Below are 20233 nucleotides of genomic sequence, written 5' to 3'. Positions count from 1 at the left end.
TCCCGTCGTCGCCATGAAGCAGGTTCGCCTCCTCCCGTTCGCCCCCGTTCGCACCGTCTGCGTGCTCGCGGTGGCGGCATTCGCCGGTTGCGCGCAGATTCCGCACGATCCGATCATCCAGCAGCCGATGACGGCGCAGCCGCCGAGGCCGGTGTCGATGCAGGCGCCCGGCTCGATCTACAACCCCGGTTATGCGGGCCGGCCGTTGTTCGAGGATCAGCGGCCGCGTAACGTCGGCGACATCCTGACGATCATGATCGCGGAGAACATCAACGCGACCAAGTCGTCGGGCGCGAACACGAACCGGCAGGGCAACACCGACTTCAACGTGCCGACGGCCGGCTTCCTCGGCGGCCTGTTCGCGAAGGCGAACCTGTCGGCGACCGGCGACAACAAGTTCGCCGCGACCGGCGGCGCGAGCGCGGCGAACACGTTCAACGGCACGATCACGGTGACCGTCACCAACGTGCTGCCGAACGGCAACCTGGTGGTCAGCGGCGAGAAGCAGATGCTGATCAACCAGGGCAACGAATTCGTGCGGTTCTCGGGCGTCGTGAACCCGAACACGATCTCGGGCGCGAACTCGGTCTACTCGACGCAGGTCGCCGACGCGAAGATCGAATACTCGGCGAAGGGCTACATCAACGAAGCCGAGACGATGGGCTGGCTGCAGCGCTTCTTCCTCAACATCGCGCCGTGGTGATGACGATGCAGACGACCCTGTTCAACCGGCTGTCGGCCCGCGTGCAGGCCGCCGTGCGGCTCGCCGTCGCGTTCGCGGCCGTGGCCTGCCTGTTCGGCGCGGCGCCCGCGCAGGCGGAGCGCCTGAAGGATCTCGCGCAGATCCAGGGCGTGCGCGACAACCCGCTGATCGGCTATGGCCTCGTCGTCGGTCTCGACGGCACGGGCGACCAGACGATGCAGACGCCGTTCACGACGCAGACGCTCGCGAACATGCTCGCGAACCTCGGCATCTCGATCAACAACGGTTCGGCCAACGGCGGCACGTCGTCGCTGAACAACATGCAGTTGAAGAACGTCGCGGCCGTGATGGTGACCGCCACGCTGCCGCCGTTCGCGCGGCCCGGCGAGGCGCTCGACGTCACGGTGTCGTCGCTCGGCAACGCGAAGAGCCTGCGCGGCGGCACGCTGCTGCTGACGCCGCTCAAGGGCGCGGACGGCCAGGTCTATGCGCTCGCGCAGGGCAACATGGCGGTCGGCGGCGCGGGTGCGAGCGCCAACGGCAGCCGCGTGCAGGTGAACCAGCTCGCGGCCGGCCGGATCGTCGGCGGCGCGATCGTCGAGCGTGCGGTGCCGAACGCGATCGCGCAGATGAACGGCGTGCTGCAGCTGCAACTGAACGACATGGACTACGGCACCGCGCAGCGGATCGTGTCGGCGGTCAACGCGAGCTTCGGCGCGGGCACGGCGACGGCGCTCGACGGCCGCACGATCCAGCTCGCGGCGCCGGCCGACTCGGCGCAGCAGGTTGCGTTCATGGCGCGGCTGCAGAATCTCGACGTGAGCCCGGACAAGGCCGCGGCGAAGGTGATCCTGAACGCGCGCACCGGCTCGATCGTGATGAACCAGATGGTCACGCTGCAGAGCTGCGCGGTCGCGCACGGCAACCTGTCGGTCGTCGTCAACACGCAGCCGGTCGTGTCGCAGCCGGGGCCGTTCTCGAACGGGCAGACGGTGGTGGCGCAGCAGTCGCAGATCCAGCTCAAGCAGGACAACGGCGCGCTGAAGATGGTGACGGCCGGCGCGAATCTCGCCGACGTCGTGAAGGCGCTGAACACGCTCGGCGCGACGCCCGCGGACCTGATGTCGATCCTGCAGGCGATGAAGGCGGCCGGCGCGCTGCGCGCCGATCTGGAGATCATCTAAATGGCAGCCACTCTCCCGAACTCGAACGACCTCACACAGCGCTTCGCGCTCGACGTGCAGGGTTTCGACGCGCTGCGCGCGCAGGCGAAGCAGTCGCCGCAGGCCGGCGCGAAGGCGGTTGCGGGCCAGTTCGACGCGATGTTCACGCAGATGATGCTCAAGAGCATGCGCGACGCGTCGCCGGACGGCGGCCTGTTCGATTCGCATACGTCGAAGATGTACACGTCGATGCTCGACCAGCAGCTCGCGCAGCAGATGTCGAAGCGCGGGATCGGCGTCGCCGACGCGCTGATGAAGCAGCTGCTGCGCAATGCGGGGCAGGGGGCGGGCAGCGACACGGCGGCCGACGTCGGCGGCATGGGCGGGGCGGGGGCGGACGGCAACGAAGGCGGCCTCGCCGCGATGAACGCGATGGCGCGGGCCTACGCGGACGCGGCGAACAACGGCGCGCTCGCCGGCGGGCGCGGCTATTCGGGCGGCAGCGCGCTGACGCCGCCGCTGAAGGGCGCGAGCGGCGTGCAGGACGCGGACGCGTTCGTCGACCGGCTCGCGGGCCCCGCGCAGGCGGCCAGCGCGTCGACCGGGATCCCGGCGCGCTTCATCGTCGGCCAGGCGGCGCTCGAATCGGGCTGGGGCAAGCGCGAGATCCGCGCGAGCGACGGCTCGACGAGCTACAACGTGTTCGGCATCAAGGCCAGCAAGGGCTGGACGGGCCGCACGGTGTCGGCGCTGACGACCGAGTACGTGAACGGCGCGCCGCGCCGCGTGGTCGCGAAGTTCCGCGCGTACGATTCGTACGAGCATGCGATGACCGACTACGCGAACCTGCTGAAGAACAATCCGCGCTACTCCGGCGTGCTGAGCGCGAGCCGCAGCGTCGAGGGCTTCGCGCACGGGATGCAGAAGGCCGGCTATGCGACCGACCCGAATTACGCGAAGAAGCTGATCTCGATCATGCAGCAGATCGGCTGACGGGCGCACCGCCGGCCACTCGCCCGTTGTTTCCTTCGGACCGCGCCCGGCAGCCCGCCGCGCGCGGTTTCAACGTTTGCGCGAAAAAAATCCCCAATTCGATCTAAACTTTCGGTCAGCACTGCCGCTAAGTGTGAGAGACCTGCGACCGGGCCCCCGTTCTGGCCCGGTTTTATTGCGCACCGGTTGCCCCGGCGCGTCCATGAAAGAAAGACCGGCTAGCCATGAATATCGAAACGTCGACGGACCCCAGCCTGGATGCAGGCCACTCCGGGCCCGACTATGCCCGCCGCAATCCGCTGGAAATCGGCGTGCAGCTGCGCAACCTCGTGAACCGGGGCGATTTCCTGACCGTCCAGTATCCGGGCGGCCAGCTCGTCACGCGCCTGCTCGAGGTCGACGTCGGCGCGCGGACGTTTACGTTCGACTGGGGCGCGCTGGCCGAGCAGAACGCGGGCATCCTGGCTGCGTCGCACTGCACGTTCGCGGCGGCTCCCGAGGGCGTGCGCGTCGAATTCACCACGAGCACGCCGCGCGAGACGCGCTACGAGGGGTTGCCGGCGTTCGTCGCCGATTTCCCCGAGGTGCTGATGTGCATCCAGCGCCGCGAGTATTTCCGGGTCGATGCGCCGATCGTCGATCCGTTCCTGTGCCGCGGCAAGCTGCCGGACGGCGAGGGTTTCCTGTTCGAGGTGCATAACCTGTCGCTCGGCGGGGTGGGGCTGCGCACGGCCGACGAGCGCGTCGAGGCGCTCGAGGTCGGCACGCTGCTGCCCGACGTCGAGCTCGAACTGACCGGCCACGGCAAGCTGTCGCTCGACCTGCAGCTGGTGTCGCAGCGCTCGACGCAGCTGCCGAACGGGTCGCGGCGCTACCAGCTCGGGTTCCGCTACATGTCGTTGCCGGGCAGCGCGGAGAACACGCTGCAGCGCCTGATCACGCAGCTCGAGATGAAGCGCCGCTCGCTCGCGCGGGCCTGACGCGCACCCGGCCGCCGGCCCGCACCGGGCCGCACCGGGCCGCCCGCGCGGCGTTCGCGGCACCGTCGGCCGGACGTTGCGACGGGCGACGCGCCAGCGCGCGTCGCGCGCGCATTTTTTCCTCAATTTTTCCGATCCGCGGCCGTTATACCGGGAGTCACGCAACCCGGCGGCCGCAGCGCGGCCGGCTCATCAGGATCGCGCATGTCTTCCAACACACTCATGAACCTCGGCGTCAGCGGCCTGAATGCTGCGCTCTGGGGCCTCACGACGACCGGCCAGAACATCAGCAACGCCGCGACGCCGGGCTATTCGGTCGAACGTCCGGTCTATGCCGAGGCAAGCGGCCAGTACACGAGCAGCGGCTACCTGCCGCAGGGCGTGAACACCGTCACCGTGCAGCGGCAGTACAGCCAGTACCTGAGCGACCAGTTGAACAGCGCGCAGACGCAGAGCGGCTCGCTGTCGACGTGGTACTCGCTCGTCACGCAGCTGAACAACTACGTCGGCAGCCCGACGGCCGGCATCTCGAGCTCGATCACGAACTACTTCACCGGGCTGCAGAACGTCGCGAACAGCGCATCCGACTCGTCGGTGCGGCAGACCGCGATGAGCAACGCGCAAACGCTCGCGAACCAGATCACGGCGACCGGCCAGCAATACGACGCGCTGCGCCAGAGCGTGAACACGCAGCTCACGAGCACCGTGACGCAGATCAACGGCTACACCGCGCAGATCGCGCAGCTGAACCAGCAGATCGCGGCCGCGAGCAGCCAGGGCCAGCCGCCGAACCAGCTGATGGACCAGCGCGACCTCGCGGTGTCGAACCTGTCGAACCTCGCGGGCGTGCAGGTCGTGAGCAACAGCGACGGCTACAGCGTGTTTCTCGCGGGCGGCACGCCGCTCGTCGTCGCCGGCACGAGCTACCAGCTCGCGGCCGTCACGTCGCCGTCCGACCCGAGCGAGCTGACCGTCGTGTCGCAGGGCATCGCCGGCGCGAACCCGCAAGGGCCGAACCAGACCCTGTCCAGCACGTCGCTGTCGGGCGGCACGCTCGGCGGCCTGCTCGCGTTCCGCAGCCAGACGCTCGACCCGGCCGAAGCGCAGCTCGGCGCGATCGCGACCAGCTTCGCCGCGCAGGTCAACGCGCAGAACGCGCTCGGCGTCAACCAGTCGGGCAACGTCGGCGGCAACCTGTTCACGACCGGCACGCCGGCCACGTACGCGAACCAGGGCAACACCGGCAACGCGACGCTGTCGGTATCGTTCGCGAATGCGGCGCAGCCGACCACGAGCGACTACACGCTGTCGTACGACGGCACCAACTACACGCTGACCGATCGCGCGAGCGGTGCGGTGGTCGGCACGCTGTCGAACGCGCAGATGCCGGGCCAGATTGGCGGCCTGAACCTGTCGCTGTCCGGCACGATGCAACCTGGCGACCAGTTCACCGTGCTGCCGACGCGCGGCGCGCTGAACGGCTTCGGCCTCGCGACGTCGAACGGCTCGGCGATCGCGGCGGCGGCGCCGTTCGTACCGTCGGCGACCACGACGAACACGGGCACCGGCACGATCGGCGGGCTGACGGTCACGAGCGCGACGGCCGCGGCCAACCCGCACAACTACACGATCACGATGGGCGGCACGGCCGCCAACCCGACCTACACGGTCACCGACAACACCGCCTCGCCGGTGACGACTACCGGCCCGCAGAATTACCAGTCCGGCTCGCCGATCACGCTGACGGCCGGCGTCACGGTCACGGTGTCGGGCACGCCCACGGCCGGCGACACCTTCACGGTCGCGCCGAACACGGGCGGCACGAACGACGGCAGCAACGCGCTCGCGCTGTCGCAGCTCGTCAACTCGAAGGCGTTCGGCGGTGGCACGACCACGCTGACGGGCGCGTACGCGAACTACGTGAACAGCATCGGCAACACGACGAGCCAGCTGAAGTCGTCGAGCGCCGCGCAGACTTCGCTGATCGGCCAGATCACGGAAGCGCAGCAGTCGGTGTCGGGCGTGAACCAGAACGAAGAGGCGGCCAACCTCATGCAGTACCAGCAGGCCTACCAGGCGAACGCGAAGGTGATCCAGACCGCGTCGACGCTGTTCCAGACCGTGCTCGGCCTGTTCAACTGATTTCGGGGATCGAAGCGATGCGGATTTCCACCACGCAGTTTTTCCAGATGAACGTCGCGCAGATGAACGATCAGCAGGCGCAGCTCTCGCAGCTGTACCAGCAGATCTCGAGCGGCGTGAGCCTCTCGACGCCTGCCGACAATCCGCTGGGCGCCGCGCAGGCCGTGCAGCTGTCGATGACGTCGGCGACGCTGTCGCAGTACTCGTCGAACCAGAACACCGCGCTGTCGTCGCTGCAGGCCGAGGGCCAGACGCTCACCAGTATCAGCACCCTGCTGAACAGCATTCATTCGGTCGTGATCCAGGCCGGCGACGGCTCGCTGTCCGACAGCGACCGCTCGGCGCTGTCGACGCAGTTGCAGGGCTATCGCAACCAGTTGCTGACGCTCGCGAACTCGACGGACGGCTCGGGCAACTACCTGTTCGCCGGCTTCCAGTCGACCACCGCGCCGTTCGCGAATGCGCCGGGCGGCGGTGTGACGTACAGCGGCGACTCGGGTTCGCGCCAGGTGCAGATCGCCGACACGACCACGGTCGCACAGGGCGACAACGGCGCGAGCGTGTTCCTGTCGGTGCCGATGCTCGGCAGCCAGCCGGTGCCGGCCGCCGGCGCCAGCAACACGGGGACGGGCACGATCGGCGCGGCGTCGATCACCAGCCCGGCGGCGGCGACCAATACGCACCAGTTCACGATCACGTTCGGCGGCACGACCGCCGCGCCGACCTATACGGTCACCGACAACACCGCCGTGCCGCCGACCATGACCGCCGCGCAGCCGTATTCGGCCGGCGCCGCGATCGCGCTGGGCAACGGCCTGACCGTGCCGGTGTCGGGCAACCCGGCCTCCGGCGACAAGTTCACGGTCACGCCGGCGCCGCAGGCCGGCACCGACGTGTTCGCGGCGCTCGACTCGATGATCGCCGCGCTGAAGGTGCCGGTCAGCAGCAACACGTCTGCCGCCGCCGCGCTCGCGAACGCGATGACCACCGGCACGACGAAGCTGAACAACATGATGACGAACGTCCTCACCGTGCAGGCGTCGGTCGGCGGCCGCCAGCAGCAAGTGAAGGCGATGCAGACCGTGAACCAGACCGACACGCTGCAGGTCACCAGCAACCTGTCCAACGTGACGAGTACCGACATGGTGTCGACGATCAGCCAGTTCCTGCAGATGCAGAACGCGCTGACGGGCTCGCAGAAGGCTTACTCGGCGCTGCAGAACCTCTCGCTGTTCCAGTACATCAATCCGTGATGCACGACGCGCCGGCTTCGATGTGAGCGCACGCTTATGTCGAAGCCGGCGCCGGCTGCCGCCCGCGCGCGATGCGCGGCCGGCAGCCGCAGCCGGGCCGCGCGGTCGCGCCCCGGTTCGCGCGCCCGGCAAGCCGCCCCCCGCGCTTGCCGGCCCGCGTGTCAGTCCGCTTGCCAGCCCGATTCCCGCTCCGTAAACTCGCGCCAGATTCCAGACCGGCGCATCCTCCGCAGCCGGCGATCGACAGGAGCCCTTTTCCCCATGTCCGATTCCTATTTCCCGCGCTGGCGGGTGCAATCGACCGGCGCGGCAGCGCGCGTGGTCGGCCCCGACGAGCGCCTGCCGTGGCCGCAGATGGTCGCGATGGGCGTGCAGCACGTCGTCGCGATGTTCGGCTCGACGGTGCTCGCGCCGCTGCTGATGGGTTTCGACCCGAACCTGTGCATCCTGATGTCGGGCATCGGCACGCTGCTGTTCTTCGTGCTGGTCGGCGGCCGCGTGCCGAGCTACCTCGGCTCGAGCTTCGCGTTCATCGGCCTCGTGATCGCGGTGACCGGCTACGGCGGCAGCGGCCCGAACCCGAACATCCCGGTCGCGCTCGGCGGGATCGTCGCGTGCGGCGTCGTCTACGTCGCGCTCGGTGCGCTGGTGCAGGCGGTCGGCACCCGCTGGATCGAGACGCTGATGCCGCCCGTCGTGACCGGCGCGGTCGTCGCGGTGATCGGGCTGAACCTGGCGCCGATCGCGGTCAAGGGCGTGTCGGCGTCGACCTTCGATTCGGTGATGGCGCTCGTCACGGTGCTGTGCGTCGGCGGCGTCGCGGTGTTCGCGCGCGGGATGATGCAGCGCCTGCTGATCCTCGTCGGGCTCGCGATCGCCTACGCGCTCTATGCGATCGCGACCAACGGGATGGGGCTCGGCAAGCCGGTGGATTTCTCGATCGTCGCGCACGCCGCGTGGTTCGGCTTGCCGGCGTTCACCGCGCCGGTGTTCGATCCGCACGCGATGCTGATGCTCGCGCCGGTCGCGGTGATCCTCGTTGCCGAGAACCTCGGCCACATCAAGGCCGTCGGCGCGATGACCGGCACGAGCCTCGACCGCTACATCGGCCGCGCGTTCATCGGCGACGGGCTCGCGACGATCGTGTCGGGCAGCGTCGGCGGCACGGGCGTCACGACGTATTCGGAGAACATCGGCGTGATGGCCGTCACGCGGATCTATTCGACGCTCGTGTTCGCGGTCGCCGCGCTGATCGCGATCGTGCTCGGCTTCTCGCCGAAATTCGGCGCGGTGATCCAGACGATTCCAGGCCCGGTGCTCGGCGGCGTGTCGATCGTCGTGTTCGGGCTGATCGCGGTGACGGGCGCGCGGATCTGGGTCGTCAACAAGGTCGACTTCTCCGACAACCGCAACCTGATCGTCGCGGCCGTCACGCTCGTGCTCGGCGCCGGCGACTTTTCGCTGAAGATCGGCGGCTTCGGGCTCGGCGGGATCGGCACCGCGACGTTCGGCGCGATCATCCTGTACGCGATCCTGCGCAAGGAAAAGGAACCGGGCCCGGTGGTCTGACCGGGCGCGGGCGGCGCAACGCCGCCCGCCGGCGCGCACTCACGCGCCGGTATTGGACTGCGCCTGCAGCCACGCGCAGAACTGCGCGACGAGCGGATCGTCGGCCGGCGCGCGCGGCGCGATCCACCAGTAGCTGCGCGTCGCGATGCGCGGCCCCTCCAGCGGCATCACGAGCCGGCCGCTCGCAAGCTCGTCGTCGATCAGCGGCAGCGGGCCGAGCGCCACGCCGAGCCCGTCGACGGCCGCCTGCAGCGCCAGGTAGAAGTGGTCGAACGACTGCCGCTTGCGCCCCTTCATGGCGACGCCGGCCGCCGCGAACCAGTCGCGCCAGCCTTCCGGCCGGGTATCCGAATGCAGCAGCACGTGCCGCGCGAGATCGTCCGCGCGCGCGATCGGCGTGCGCCTGAGCAGCGCGGGGCTGCAGACGGGAATCACGCTTTCGTCGAGGAAGTGGCCGCTCGTGCAGTTCGGCCAGTGGCCGGGGCCGCGGCGGATCGCGACATCGAAGCCGTCGAGCGCGTCGAGCGGCGCGTTCGACGTCGACAGCTTCAGCTCGACGTTCGGCACGTCGCGCTGGAACCGCGACAGGCGCGGCAGCAGCCATTTCATCGCGAAGGTCGGCAGCGCATTGATGCGCAGCACGCGCGCGGCGCCCGTGTTGCGCAACTGCTCGGTCGCGAGCGCGATGCTGTCGAACGCCGCGCGCACGGTGTCCAGGTAGCGGCGGCCTTCGTCGGTGAGCTTCACGCGCTTGCCGTAGCGGTGGAACACCGGCCGGCCGAGCCACGCCTCGAACCCGGCGATTTGCCGGCTGATGGCACCATGAGTCACATGCAGCTCGTCGCCGGCGGCGCTGAAGCTTTCATGTCTTGCCGCTGCTTCAAAGGCCCGAAGCGCGGAAAAGGGCGGGAGGTCGCGTGCCATGCTTGTGATTCTAGATCACAAGGGCGCGCCGATAAAATCGTTTTGCAGGCCTGTCGAACGGCGGTAACCTCGGCGAACCGTTTGATGAGGATCCCCATGCAATCCGTTTCCCAGCCGCCAGCCGCCACGCCCCGCCGCGTGGGCGTCGCCGAGGTGTTCACCGGCTTCCTTTCACTTGGCTTCATGTCGTTTGGCGGCGCGCTGCCGTTTGCGCGGCGCATCATCGTCGAGGAGCGCAAGTGGCTTTCCGCCGACGAGTTCACCGACCTGCTCGGCCTGTGCCAGTTCCTGCCGGGCGGCAACGTGATCAACCTGTCGGTCGCCGTCGGCATGCGCTTTTGCGGCGTCGCCGGCGCGTTCGCCGGCATTCTCGGGCTGATCGCCTGCCCGACGCTCGTCGTCGTCGCGCTCGGCGTGCTGTATGCGAAGACGCAGAACGATCCGCACGTGCAGCACCTGTTCGCGGGGCTGGCCGCCGCGGCCGCCGGGCTGCTCGTCGCGATGGCCGTGAAGGTCGCGAAGCCGCTGCGGCATATGCGTGCGGCGGCCGGCATCGCGGCGCTCGCGTTCGTCGCGATCGCGGTGCTGCGCATTCCGCTGCTGACCGCGATGCTCGTGCTCACGCCCGTCAGCATCTGGCTCGCGTCGCGGCGCCGCGACGCGGACGCGCCGCAGTCGCAGCCCGCGCAAGCGCCGGCCGCCGCGCGCGACACCCGGCAAGGAGGCCGGCCATGAACGCCACACTGATTGCCATCGCGACGATCTTCAGCCAGCTGTCGCTGCTCGCGTTCGGCGGCGGCAACACGATCCTGCCGGAGATGCAGCGGCAGGTGGTCGACGTGCATCACTGGATGAGCGCGCACGAGTTCACCTCGCTGTTCGCGCTGGCCCAGGCCGCGCCCGGGCCGAACATGATGATCGTGTCGCTGGTCGGCTGGCACGTGGCCGGCTGGGCCGGGCTGCTGGTCGCGACGGTCGCGAAGTTCGGGCCGTCGTCGGTCATCACCGTGCTCGCGCTGCACGCGTGGGAGCGCTTTCGCGACCGGCCGTGGCGCCGCTACGTGCAGCAGGGGATGATGCCCGTCACGGCCGGGCTCGTCGCGGCGAGCGCGGTGCTGATCGCCGAGGCGTCGAACCGCACGGCGATCCAGTGGGGCGTCACGGCCGTGTGCGCCGTGCTCGCATGGCGCACGCGCATCCATCCGCTGTGGCTGCTCGCGGGCGGCGCGCTGATCGGGCTCACCGGCATCGGGCAGTAACCGGCGCAAACCGGCCGCCCGTGCGCCATACTGGCGCGATTCTTCACGGGAGGCTCGATGGATCTCGACGGCGCCAGCCGCAATCTCACTGTCGCCGCGTTGCTGACGCTGTCCGGCGGCTATCTCGACGCGTACACGTATGTCGGTCACGGCCACGTGTTCGCGAACACGATGACCGGCAACGTCGCGCTGCTCGGCATCAACCTGTCGGCCGGCGAATGGGCCGCCGCGCTGCATCACGTGCCGCCGCTCGTCGGCTTCGTGATCGCCGTGTTCGTCGCGCACCTGCTCGGCCTCGCCGCGCAGCGCGGCTGGATGCGGCACACCGCGTTCGCGAGCCTGCTCGTCGAAATCGCGTTCCTCGGGGTCGCCGCGAGCGGCCTCGTCGGCGCATCGAGCGCATGGCTGATCCCCGGCATCTCGTTCGTCGCGACGCTGCAGACGCTGTCGTTCACCCATCTCGAGGAACTGTCGTACACGTCGGTGATGACGACCGGCAACCTGCGGCGCGCCGCGCAGAAGCTGTTCGTCGGGCTGATCCCGCGCTACGACGCCGGCGCGTTGCACGACTCGGCGCTGCTCGCGACGATCAGCTTCTGCTTCCTCGCCGGCGCGGTGGTCGGCGGCCTCGTGACGCGGCTCGCGCCGACGGTCGCGCTGTGGGGCGCCGTGCTGCTGCTCGTCGGCGCATTCGTGGAGATCGTGCGGCGCGCGTGGCATCGCGCGGGGCAGGGCGGCGGCGGCGACGGGGCCGCGCAAACGGCCTGACGGCAAGCCCGGCGCGGCGGCCGTTGCTGCCGCGGTGCATCCGCTGCGGTGCGCTCCGGCGCGGCCACGTTGCCCCGGCCGCGCAGCACCGGCCACGCAGCCCTGGCCACGCGTGCCGTCCTTGCTTGCGGTACGCGCTGGCGACGTCGATCGCGCGGGCCGGCCCGCCGCGCTCCGGTTGTGACCTCGCCTTCCCGGCGCCGAACCTTACAGCACCGCGCGCACCGGCCGGCACCGTCGCGCACCGTTCCGCCCGCGTGCGAGGCAAGCCTGGCGCGGGAACCGTTGTTCCCGGGCGACATTCGCACGATTACTGCGTGTTTCAATTTCTTTCAACGATTGCACTCGTCATATGATTCAGGCCGCATCGCGCGCGCCAGGAACGCGAGCGATCGCCACCCGGCTGCGCACGCGGCCGGCCATGAACGGAGACACCTAAAAAAAGGAAAGCTCATGAAGCAGACCACCCGGCTCGCAGCCATCGCAGGGGGCGCCGCGCTCGCATTCGCCAGCCAGTACGCGGCGGCGCAAAGCTCGGTCACGCTCTGGGGCGTCGCCGACGCCAGCATCCGCTACCTGACCAACGCCAACGCGAAGAACGACGGCCTGCTGTCGATGACCAACGGCGCGATCACCAACAGCCGCTTCGGCATCTACGGCACGGAAGATCTCGGCGGCGGCCTGAAGGCCGTGTTCAACCTCGAAAGCGGCGTGAACCTGCAGAACGGCGCATCCGCCGACAGCGGCCGCCTGTTCAACCGCGCGGCGTACGTCGGCCTGCAGAGCCCGTACGGCACGGTGACCCTCGGCCGCCAGAAAACGCCGCTGTTCGACCTGCTGTCGGACACCTACGATCCGCTGACGGTCGGCAACTACCTCGAGAACGCGTGGCTGCCGGTCGCACTCGGCGGCGGCCTGTATGCGGACAACCAGATCAAGTACACGGGCAAGTTCGAGGGGCTCACCGCGAAGGCGATGTACTCGACCGGCACCAACTACGAATCGACCGGCGCCGGCGGCTTCTCGGGCCAGATTCCGGGTTCGCTCGGCAAGGGCAATGCGTGGGGCGTGTCGCTGTCGTACGTGATGGGCCCGCTGAGCGTCGCGGCCGGCGCGCAGCAGAACAGCGACAACTCGGCGCGCAAGCAGACGATCTACCACGCGAACGTCGTGTACGCGTTCAGCAAGGCGAAGATCTACGCGGGCTACCTGCGCTCGAAGGACGACACGGGCTTCGTCGACAGCCTGCTCGCGCAGCAGACGATTCCGGTCGCGAAGGGCACCGGCCGGATCGACGACGGCCCGTTCGCCGGCGTGAGCTGGCAGGTCACCGCGCCGCTGACGCTGACGGGCGCGTTCTACTACGACCACATGCGCAACGCGATGACCGCGAACGGCACGCTCGCGAGCGGCAACCGCTATGCGATCGTCGGCATTGCCGAGTACGCGCTCAGCAAGCGCACGGAAGTCTACGGCACCGTCGACTTCAACAAGACGAACGGCGCCGCGAACGTCGAGCTGCCGGGCCGCAGCAACCAGACCGGCATCGCGATCGGCCTGCGCAATATCTTCTGACGAACGTCGGAACGCATGCGCCGGCATTCGCCCGGCACGCATCGAAGGGGCGCCGCGAGGCGCCTCTTTTTTTTCGTCACGCGACCTTCATGCGCGCGCACGACTATTCGGCGAATGCTTCATCACGAGACCCCCGCGCCGTAAGGGATCCGTCGGCAAGCCAGAACATACTTTTACAGTGCGCGCGCAGGCTTTCCGCTACGCTGCGTGCATCGCCCGTCGCGTGCCGTCCGGCTCGCGCGTGCGTCGTTCCGGTGGCGCTCGGCGAGTGCGGCCGGCTTGGTGCGTAACTTGTGTATCCGGCGATGACAATCGCTGTCTGCCGGTTTTTTTCGTGGGACGATGCGCTCACGATTTTCTTGAAAGGGGATGACGATGGGTATCCTGAACACCGTGGGTGAAATCGCCGGTGCAGTCGCAGCCGTTGAAGGCGCGGAAAAGCTGGATCCGGATGCGGGCCTGCTGACGAAGGCGGCGGCTGCCGTCGCCGGCTTCAAGGGCGCGGAAGCGCTCGAAGGTCTCGTCGAGAAGAAGAAGGACGACGAACAGGCGGCAGACGATACGCAAGCGACGGACGGCGGCGACACGTCGCAGGCATGAGCATGGCGGCCGGTCCGGCCGCGGGCGCGCCGTTCGCGCGCCCGGACGGACCGGTGCCGCGCGGCCGGCGGGTCGGGCATGTGGTCGATCGGTGACGCATGGCACACCCGGCAGCCGGTTTGATCGGCGAGAGGCCACGTCTCTCGCCGTTTTTTATTGCGCGCGCGCCCGGCTGCGCCGTGCGCCGCAAGAATGCCGGAATCTTGCTATCGTGCCTTCATCCGAACCGTGATGAGGGAATGCGATGGATTTCGACTACGACCTGTTCGTCATCGGGGCCGGCTCGGGCGGCGTGCGGCTCGCGCGCCTGTCCGCGTCGTACGGCGCCCGTGTCGGCATAGCGGAACAGGAGCAGATCGGCGGCACCTGCGTGCTGCGCGGCTGCATTCCGAAGAAGCTGCTCGTCTACGCATCGCATTACCCGCACGAAGTCGACGACGCGAAGGGCTTCGGCTGGCGCTTCGGCGCCGGCACGCTCGACTGGCCCGCGCTGATCGCCGCGAAGGATCGCGAGATCAACCGGCTCAGCGACATCTACATCAACCTGCTGCGGCAATCGGGCGTCGAGATGCACGTGGGGCGCGCGACGCTCGTCGATGCGCATACGGTCGCGATCGGTGAACGCACGATCTCCGCGCGCCACATCGCGATCGCGACCGGCTCGCGTCCGTCGCTGCCGCCGCGGCCCGGCATCGAGCATGCGATCACGTCGCGCGAGGCGCTGTCGCTCGCCCGGTTGCCCGGGCGCATCGCGGTGGTCGGCGGCGGCTATATCGCGGTCGAGTTCGCCGGCATCTTCAACGGCCTCGGCAGCCGCGTCGACCTGTTCTATCGCGGCGAGCGGATCCTGCGCGGCTTCGACGACGACGTGCGCGGGTTCCTGACCGACGAGATGACGAAGCAGGGCGTCGCGATCCATTCGCGCGCGGAGGTCGAGGCGATCGAGCGCGCGGACGACGGCACGTTGCGCGTGCGTATCGGCGAGGCGTGGCACGGGCCGTACGACGACGTGCTGTATGCGACCGGCCGCGTGCCGAACGTCGACGGTCTCGGGCTCGAGCAGGCGGGCGTCACGCTCGACGCGCGCGGCGCGATTGCCGTCGACGCATATTCGGCGACGTCGGTGCCGTCGATCCATGCGATCGGCGACGTCACGTCACGGCCGCAGCTCACGCCGGTCGCGACGCGCGACGGCGGGTTGCTCGCGCGCACGCTGTTCGGCGGCTCACGCGTCGCGGCCGATCACGAATACGTGCCATCGGCCGTGTTCAGCCAGCCCGAGGTCGCGACGGTCGGCCTGACCGAAGCCGATGCGCGCCGCGTGCACGGCGACGTCGACATCTACCGCACGTCGTTCAAGGCGTTGCGCCATACGCTGTCGGGCCGCGACGAGCGCACGCTGATGAAGCTCGTGGTCGCACGCGACAGCCAGCGCGTGATCGGCGCGCACATGGTCGGCCGCGACGCCGGCGAGATCGTCCAGGGCATCGCGATCGCGATTCGTGCGGGCGCGACGAAGGCGCAGTTCGACGATACGATCGGCATCCACCCGACCGCGGCCGAGGAGTTCGTGACGATGCGGCAGAAGGTGGCCGACTAGCGGCGGAGGGCGGCGCGCGGCCGGATTGTCGGGCCGCGCATCGGCCGGGGAAACGCCGTTTCCATAGAGCGGAGTCAGGCGCTATCAGCGATTTTCGATGGGCGTCGTTGACAAGACCGGTGCGCCGGATGCATTTCCGGGACGGTTGTGCGCCCCGGTCTTGCGTCCTAGTGCACGCCGAACGCATCGAGCAGCCGGTACCAGCCCATCGCGAGCACCAGCGCCGGCGTGCGCAAGGCCGCGCCGCCCGGGAAGTCGCGATGGCGGATCCTGCCGAACAGGTCGAAGCGGCTCGCCTGTCCGTCGATCGCCTCGGCGATCAGCCGGCCCGCGAGCGCGGTCGTGTTGACGCCGTGCCCCGAGAACCCCTGCGCGAAGTACATCGTCGGCGCGATCCGGCCGAAGTGCGGTGCACGGTTCATCGTGATGTCGACGAAGCCGCCCCATGCGTAGTCGACCTTCACGTCCGCGAGCTGCGGGAACGTCTTCAGCATGTCCGCGCGCATCGCCGCCGCGAGATCGCGCGGCTCCCGTGTCGAGTAGCTGACCTTGCCGCCCCACACGAGCCGCGTGTCGGGCGCGGGCCGGAAATAGTCGAGCACGAAGCGGCTGTCGCAGATCGCCGCGCGCGCAGGCATCAGCGTGGCGGCGCGCGCCGGCCCGAGCGGCTCGGTCGCGATCACGTAGGTGCCGACCGGCATGATCTTGCGTGACAGCGCGGGCGCGAGCGTGCCGACATAGGTATTGCATGCGAGCACGACGAAACGCGCGCGCACGTTGCCGCTGTCGGTCTCGACGACGTGGCCGCCGGCGACGTCGCGCACGCGCGTCACGCAACTGTCCTCGTGGATGCGCACGCCCGCGCCGGTCGCCGCGCGGGCGAGGCCGAGCGTGTAGTTGAGCGGGTGGAGGTGGCCGCTGTCCGGGTCGTACAGGCCGCCGCAATAGCGTTCCGACTGCACATAGTCGCCGAGTTCGTCGGCTTCGACGAAGTGGAAGCGGTCGTAGCCGAAGCGCTTCGCGGCCTCGTCGCGCCAGCGCTTGAGCGAGTCGGCGTCGCGCTCGGTGTTCGCGGCGGTCAGGTAGCCGGGCACCAGCGCACAGTCGATGTCGTGCTGCGCGATGCGCGATTTCACGAGCGACAGCGTTTCGAGTCCCATGTCCCAGATACGCTTCACGTCGCTTTCGGGCATGAATTGCCCGAACGTGTCGATGTCGCATGCGAACCCGCCGATCAGCTGGCCGCCGTTGCGGCCGCTGGCCGCCCATCCGACCCGCGACGCTTCGAGCACGGTCACCGAATGGCCGCGTTCGGCAAGGTTGAGCGCGGCGGACAGGCCGGTGAGGCCCGCGCCGATCACGCACACGTCGGCGTCCGTCGTGCCGGCGAGCGGCGCGTGGCGGGTCGTATCGTTGGCGGTCGCCGCGTAGTAGGACGCGACGTGCGGCTGGTTGGCGAATGTCAGCATGGTCAGGATGACGAAGGAGAGAGGGGCTCAGAACAGCTCGCGCACGCGGTGGTACAGCATCCCGAGTTCGAGCGCGGGCTGGCGCCAGGCGTCGCCGCCGGGGAAGCGCCGGTGACGCATGCGCGCGAACAGGTCGAACGCGCGGGTGTCGCCCGCGATCGCGCCGGCGACCGCGCGTCCGGCGATGCCGGTGAGCGCGACGCCGTGCCCGCTGAAGCCCTGCACGTAGAAGAAGTTCGGATCGAGCGCGCCGAAGTCCGGCGCACGGTTGCGCGTGACGTCGACGAAGCCGCCCCACGCGTGGTCGACGCGCACGTCGCCGAGCTGCGGGAACACGCCCGCCATGCGCCGCCGGATCGTTTCGGCGAGCGCGGCGGGCGATGCGCCGGCCGAATTCGCGCGGCCGCCGAACAGCATCCGGTGGTCGGCCGACAGCCGGAAATAGTCGAGGAAGAAGTTGTTGTCGCACACGGCCTCGCGTTGCGCGATCAGCGCGTCGGCGCGCGCCTGGCCGAGCGGCTCGGTCGCGATGATGTACGACGCGATCGGGGCGATGCGGGCCGCGGTCGCGGCGGGCAGGATGCCGCCGGGGCCCGCGTTGCAGCACGACACGACGAAGCGGCAGCGCACGTCGCCCGACGGCGTGCGCACCACGGGCCGCGGGCCGCGCACGACGTCGAGCGCCGGCGTATGCGCATGCAGCGCGACGCCCTCGCGCCGCGCGGCATCGGCGAGGCCGAGGCAGTACTTGAGCGGATGCAGGTGCCCCGACAGCGGATCGTGCACGCCGGCGAGATAGCGCGTCGACGCGATGCGCGCGCGAATCGCGCCGGTGTCGAGCCAGGCGAGCGACGGATGGCCCCAGCGCGACGTCGCGGCGTCCATCCACGCGCGCAGGTCGTCGATGCGGCGCGGCTTCGTCGCGACCGTCAGGTAGCCGCGCGTGAAGTCGCAGTCGATCCCGTAGTGCGCGATCCGCTCGGCGATCAGCGCGACGCCATCGAGCGACAGTGACCACGCGGCGCGCGCGCCGTCGGCGCCGAGCTGCCGCTCGATCTCCTCGTCCTTCGCGAAGCCGGTGATCGCCTGGCCGCCGTTGCGGCCCGAGGCGCCCCAGCCGGGCCGGTGCGCGTCGATCACCGCGACGGACAGCCCGCGCGCGCGGCAGTCGAGCGCCGTCGACAGGCCCGCGAAGCCGGCGCCGATCACGCAGACGTCGACGTCGATCGTGCCGTCGAGCGCGGGGTCGTCCACGGCGGGGCGCACGGCCGTCGCTTCGTAGTACGAGTCGCGCGCGAGCGCGTCGGCGCGGCGGGTGAAAGACTGCGTCATGAAACCGACTCCCTCGTGGCGGCCGGCGGCGGCGCGGGGCGCACCGTCATCCGGCCGGTGAAAACGGCGCGGGACGCCGTGCGCGCGGCACGGCGTCCCGCGCGGCCCGCATCAGAACGAATAGATGAACTGCGTGGCGAGCAGGTCGTTGGACTTGCCGTACGATCCGTCGTTGCGCAGGAACACCCGGTTGTTCGCCCAGTCGTGCCGGTATTCGACCTTCACGGTGATCTGCTGGGTCGGATAGAACAGCAGGTCGAGCGCGACGTCCTGGCGGATCGCGCCCTTGCAGTCGAAGCCGAGGCCGCCGTTCGCCTGCGACGTCGCGACGCAATTCGCATCGACGCCGAAGCCGTTGTTCGGATCCATGCCGTTGCCGTTCAGCGCGATGCCGCCGCCGCCGCCGCCGTTCTTGCTGTTCACGAGCGCATCGTAGCGCAGCGTGACGCCCATGCGGCCGACCACCGGCGCGTTGAACTTGCGGTGCGCGAGCAGCGACAGGCCGTACCATTGCGCGAGCCCGCCGTTGAAGGCCGCGTGCTGCTGCTGGCCGTAGTCGAGTTCCGCGTTGTACTGAACGTCGGCGAGCGTGTAGGTCGCGTCGGCTTCCGCGAAGAAGAACGTGCCGTAGCCGCTCGGCGATGCGCCGCCGGGGCCGTAATGCACCACGCCGTTCTTGTCGATCGAGCTGGACAGCGTCTGCCGCCCGATGTTGAACGAGCCGCCGATATCGAGTGCGCTCGACCACGTGTAGTCGGCGCGCGCGGTAAAGGTCGGCACCTTGTTGCTCGTCGTGATCGGATCGCCGAGCGCGTTGGTGCCCGTCGTCGTGACCGAGCCGTAGGTGCGGTACTGCTCGTTGCCGACGAAGAACTTCCACGCCCAGTTGCCCTTCGTGTAGTTCGCCCCGGCCCCCACGTAGCTGCCCGGATCGGAGAAGTCGTACAGCAGGTTGTGCGTGAGCGTGAGCATCTGGTTCGACTGCTGCACCTCGTAGCCGCCGAAGCTCGGGATCAGGCCGGCGACGAGCGTCGTTTCCGCGGTGATCGGCACGTTGACGACGGCGGTGTTCAGCAGGTTGTCGGTGACCGAGCCGCGCGAGTTCTGCAGCAGCGTGATGCCGTTGCCGCGGTTCGGCATCAGCGTGATCTCGGCCGACGGCGCCATCGGGCCGACGCCGAAGGTCTTCTTGATGTCGAGGTAGAGATCGCCGAACGTGCTGTTGAAGTAGTTGTACGCGTTCTCGTGGTTCGCGAACAGGAACGACGACGTGCCGGCCGCGCGGTTGTACATGTAGGTCGGGTCGATGTAGCCCGTCACCGACAGGCCGGCGATCGGGCCCGTGTTGGCCGCGTCCGACAGCGAGTCGACCTTCAGCTGCTGGTTCGCGATCTGCTGCTTCATTTCGGTGACTTCGTCGTTGGTCAGCGTGGCCTGCGCCTTGCCGTATTCCGGCGAGCCCGGATCGACGGCCGCGGCGGCCGCCGCGCCCGCGCCCGCGCCGGACGTCGCGACCACCGCCCCGCCGGGCTTCGCGGCGAGCTGCGCCTGCATCGCCTTCATCTGTTTCTGCAGCGCCGCGACCTGCGCCTGCAGCGCCTTGATCTCGGCGGATGTCGAGTCGGCCAGCGCGATGCCCGGCAACGCGCCGGCCACCAGCAGGCAGATCAGTTTCTTCTTCATTGCGGATTCTCCTTGTCGTGCGCCTGTCAACTTGCGATCGGTTCGCGCGCCGCATGGCGCGGCGCGCGGGTCTTGTTGTCGATGGAAAGGGGCGGGGCGTTCAGGCTGCCGCGAAGGCCGCCTTCATGTCGGCCATGCGGCGTCGTTCGCGCGCGATCATCATCCGGTTCACGACGATCACGCCGATCGTCACCGCCGTGATGAACAGCGTCGCCAGCGC

General features: G+C 69.2%; 17 protein-coding genes and 1 pseudogene. 13 read left to right on the top strand and 5 right to left on the bottom strand.

Annotated elements, in window-relative coordinates:
* The first annotated feature begins 13 nt into the window (after positions 1-13).
* From flgH to GQ57_RS28785, 7 genes are all read left to right on the top strand, one after another.
* Positions 14-703 (top strand): flagellar basal body L-ring protein FlgH, encoded by a 690-nt coding sequence (gene flgH / locus GQ57_RS28815; protein WP_031399755.1) that lies wholly within the window; start codon positions 14-16, stop codon positions 701-703.
* Positions 704-708: 5 nt separating this feature from the next.
* Complete coding sequence (locus GQ57_RS28810) at positions 709-1887, top strand: flagellar basal body P-ring protein FlgI (protein ID WP_034199681.1); 1179 nt, start codon at positions 709-711, stop codon at positions 1885-1887.
* The gene (flgJ, locus tag GQ57_RS28805; RefSeq protein ID WP_034199669.1) at positions 1888-2859 is read left to right on the top strand and encodes a flagellar assembly peptidoglycan hydrolase FlgJ; all 972 of its coding nucleotides are present in this window, start codon (positions 1888-1890) and stop codon (positions 2857-2859) included.
* Positions 2860-3083: 224 nt separating this feature from the next.
* A complete protein-coding gene (locus GQ57_RS28800; RefSeq protein WP_031403503.1) occupies positions 3084-3839 on the top strand; it encodes a flagellar brake protein in 756 nt (251 codons plus the stop codon).
* Between the two features lie 204 nt (positions 3840-4043).
* On the top strand, positions 4044-5981 hold the full coding sequence (gene flgK, locus GQ57_RS28795; RefSeq protein ID WP_034199668.1) for a flagellar hook-associated protein FlgK: 1938 nt from the start codon (positions 4044-4046) through the stop codon (positions 5979-5981).
* A 17-nt stretch (positions 5982-5998) separates the two neighbouring features.
* Positions 5999-7234, top strand: a complete 1236-nt coding sequence (gene flgL, locus GQ57_RS28790; RefSeq protein ID WP_034199667.1) for a flagellar hook-associated protein FlgL — start codon at positions 5999-6001, stop codon at positions 7232-7234.
* Positions 7235-7495: 261 nt separating this feature from the next.
* A complete protein-coding gene (locus GQ57_RS28785) occupies positions 7496-8803 on the top strand; it encodes a solute carrier family 23 protein (protein ID WP_031403506.1) in 1308 nt (435 codons plus the stop codon).
* A 39-nt stretch (positions 8804-8842) separates the two neighbouring features.
* On the opposite strand, the gene GQ57_RS28780 is transcribed toward GQ57_RS28785, so the two are convergent.
* Complete coding sequence (locus tag GQ57_RS28780; protein WP_031403507.1) at positions 8843-9727, bottom strand: transcriptional regulator GcvA; 885 nt, start codon at positions 9725-9727, stop codon at positions 8843-8845.
* A 96-nt stretch (positions 9728-9823) separates the two neighbouring features.
* On the opposite strand from GQ57_RS28780, the gene GQ57_RS28775 reads away from it, so the two are divergent.
* The 6 genes from GQ57_RS28775 (at position 9824) to gor (ending at position 15529) form a co-directional block, all read left to right on the top strand.
* On the top strand, positions 9824-10462 hold the full coding sequence (locus GQ57_RS28775) for a chromate transporter (RefSeq protein ID WP_034199666.1): 639 nt from the start codon (positions 9824-9826) through the stop codon (positions 10460-10462).
* Positions 10459-10986 carry a chromate transporter gene (locus GQ57_RS28770; RefSeq protein WP_031403509.1) on the top strand — a complete coding sequence of 176 codons (528 nt, stop codon included), beginning with the start codon at positions 10459-10461 and terminating at the stop codon, positions 10984-10986. Before GQ57_RS28775 ends, GQ57_RS28770 begins: the two co-directional genes overlap by 4 nt.
* A 57-nt stretch (positions 10987-11043) precedes the next feature.
* Positions 11044-11754 (top strand): YoaK family protein, encoded by a 711-nt coding sequence (locus tag GQ57_RS28765; RefSeq protein WP_034199665.1) that lies wholly within the window; start codon positions 11044-11046, stop codon positions 11752-11754.
* 453 nt (positions 11755-12207) lie between these two features.
* Entirely contained in the window at positions 12208-13329 is a 1122-nt protein-coding gene (locus GQ57_RS28760) for a porin (protein ID WP_031403511.1), read from the top strand.
* Between the two features lie 375 nt (positions 13330-13704).
* Entirely contained in the window at positions 13705-13929 is a 225-nt protein-coding gene (locus GQ57_RS28755) for a hypothetical protein (RefSeq protein ID WP_031403512.1), read from the top strand.
* 244 nt (positions 13930-14173) lie between these two features.
* Positions 14174-15529 carry a glutathione-disulfide reductase gene (gene gor / locus GQ57_RS28750; RefSeq protein WP_031403513.1) on the top strand — a complete coding sequence of 452 codons (1356 nt, stop codon included), beginning with the start codon at positions 14174-14176 and terminating at the stop codon, positions 15527-15529.
* 167 nt (positions 15530-15696) lie between these two features.
* Here gor and GQ57_RS28745 read toward each other — a convergent pair whose 3' ends face one another.
* From GQ57_RS28745 to GQ57_RS42175, 4 genes and pseudogenes are all read right to left on the bottom strand, one after another.
* Positions 15697-16998, bottom strand: coding sequence for an NAD(P)/FAD-dependent oxidoreductase (locus GQ57_RS28745; protein ID WP_031403514.1), 1302 nt, complete (start codon positions 16996-16998; stop codon positions 15697-15699).
* 27 nt (positions 16999-17025) lie between these two features.
* Positions 17026-18330, bottom strand: a complete 1305-nt coding sequence (locus GQ57_RS28740) for an NAD(P)/FAD-dependent oxidoreductase (protein ID WP_034199664.1) — start codon at positions 18328-18330, stop codon at positions 17026-17028.
* A gap of 111 nt (positions 18331-18441) precedes the next feature.
* Entirely contained in the window at positions 18442-20013 is a 1572-nt protein-coding gene (locus GQ57_RS28735; protein ID WP_034199663.1) for a DUF3138 family protein, read from the bottom strand.
* A gap of 100 nt (positions 20014-20113) precedes the next feature.
* Positions 20114-20233 (bottom strand): annotated as a pseudogene (locus tag GQ57_RS42175) (putrescine ABC transporter permease PotI); the annotation flags it as partial.

The organism is Burkholderia sp. MSh2 (genome assembly GCF_000731655.1).
Classification (GTDB): Bacteria; Pseudomonadota; Gammaproteobacteria; order Burkholderiales; family Burkholderiaceae; genus Burkholderia; species Burkholderia paludis.
Note: the sequence above shows the minus strand (reverse complement) of the source record. Positions and strands in the feature narration are given on the sequence as shown.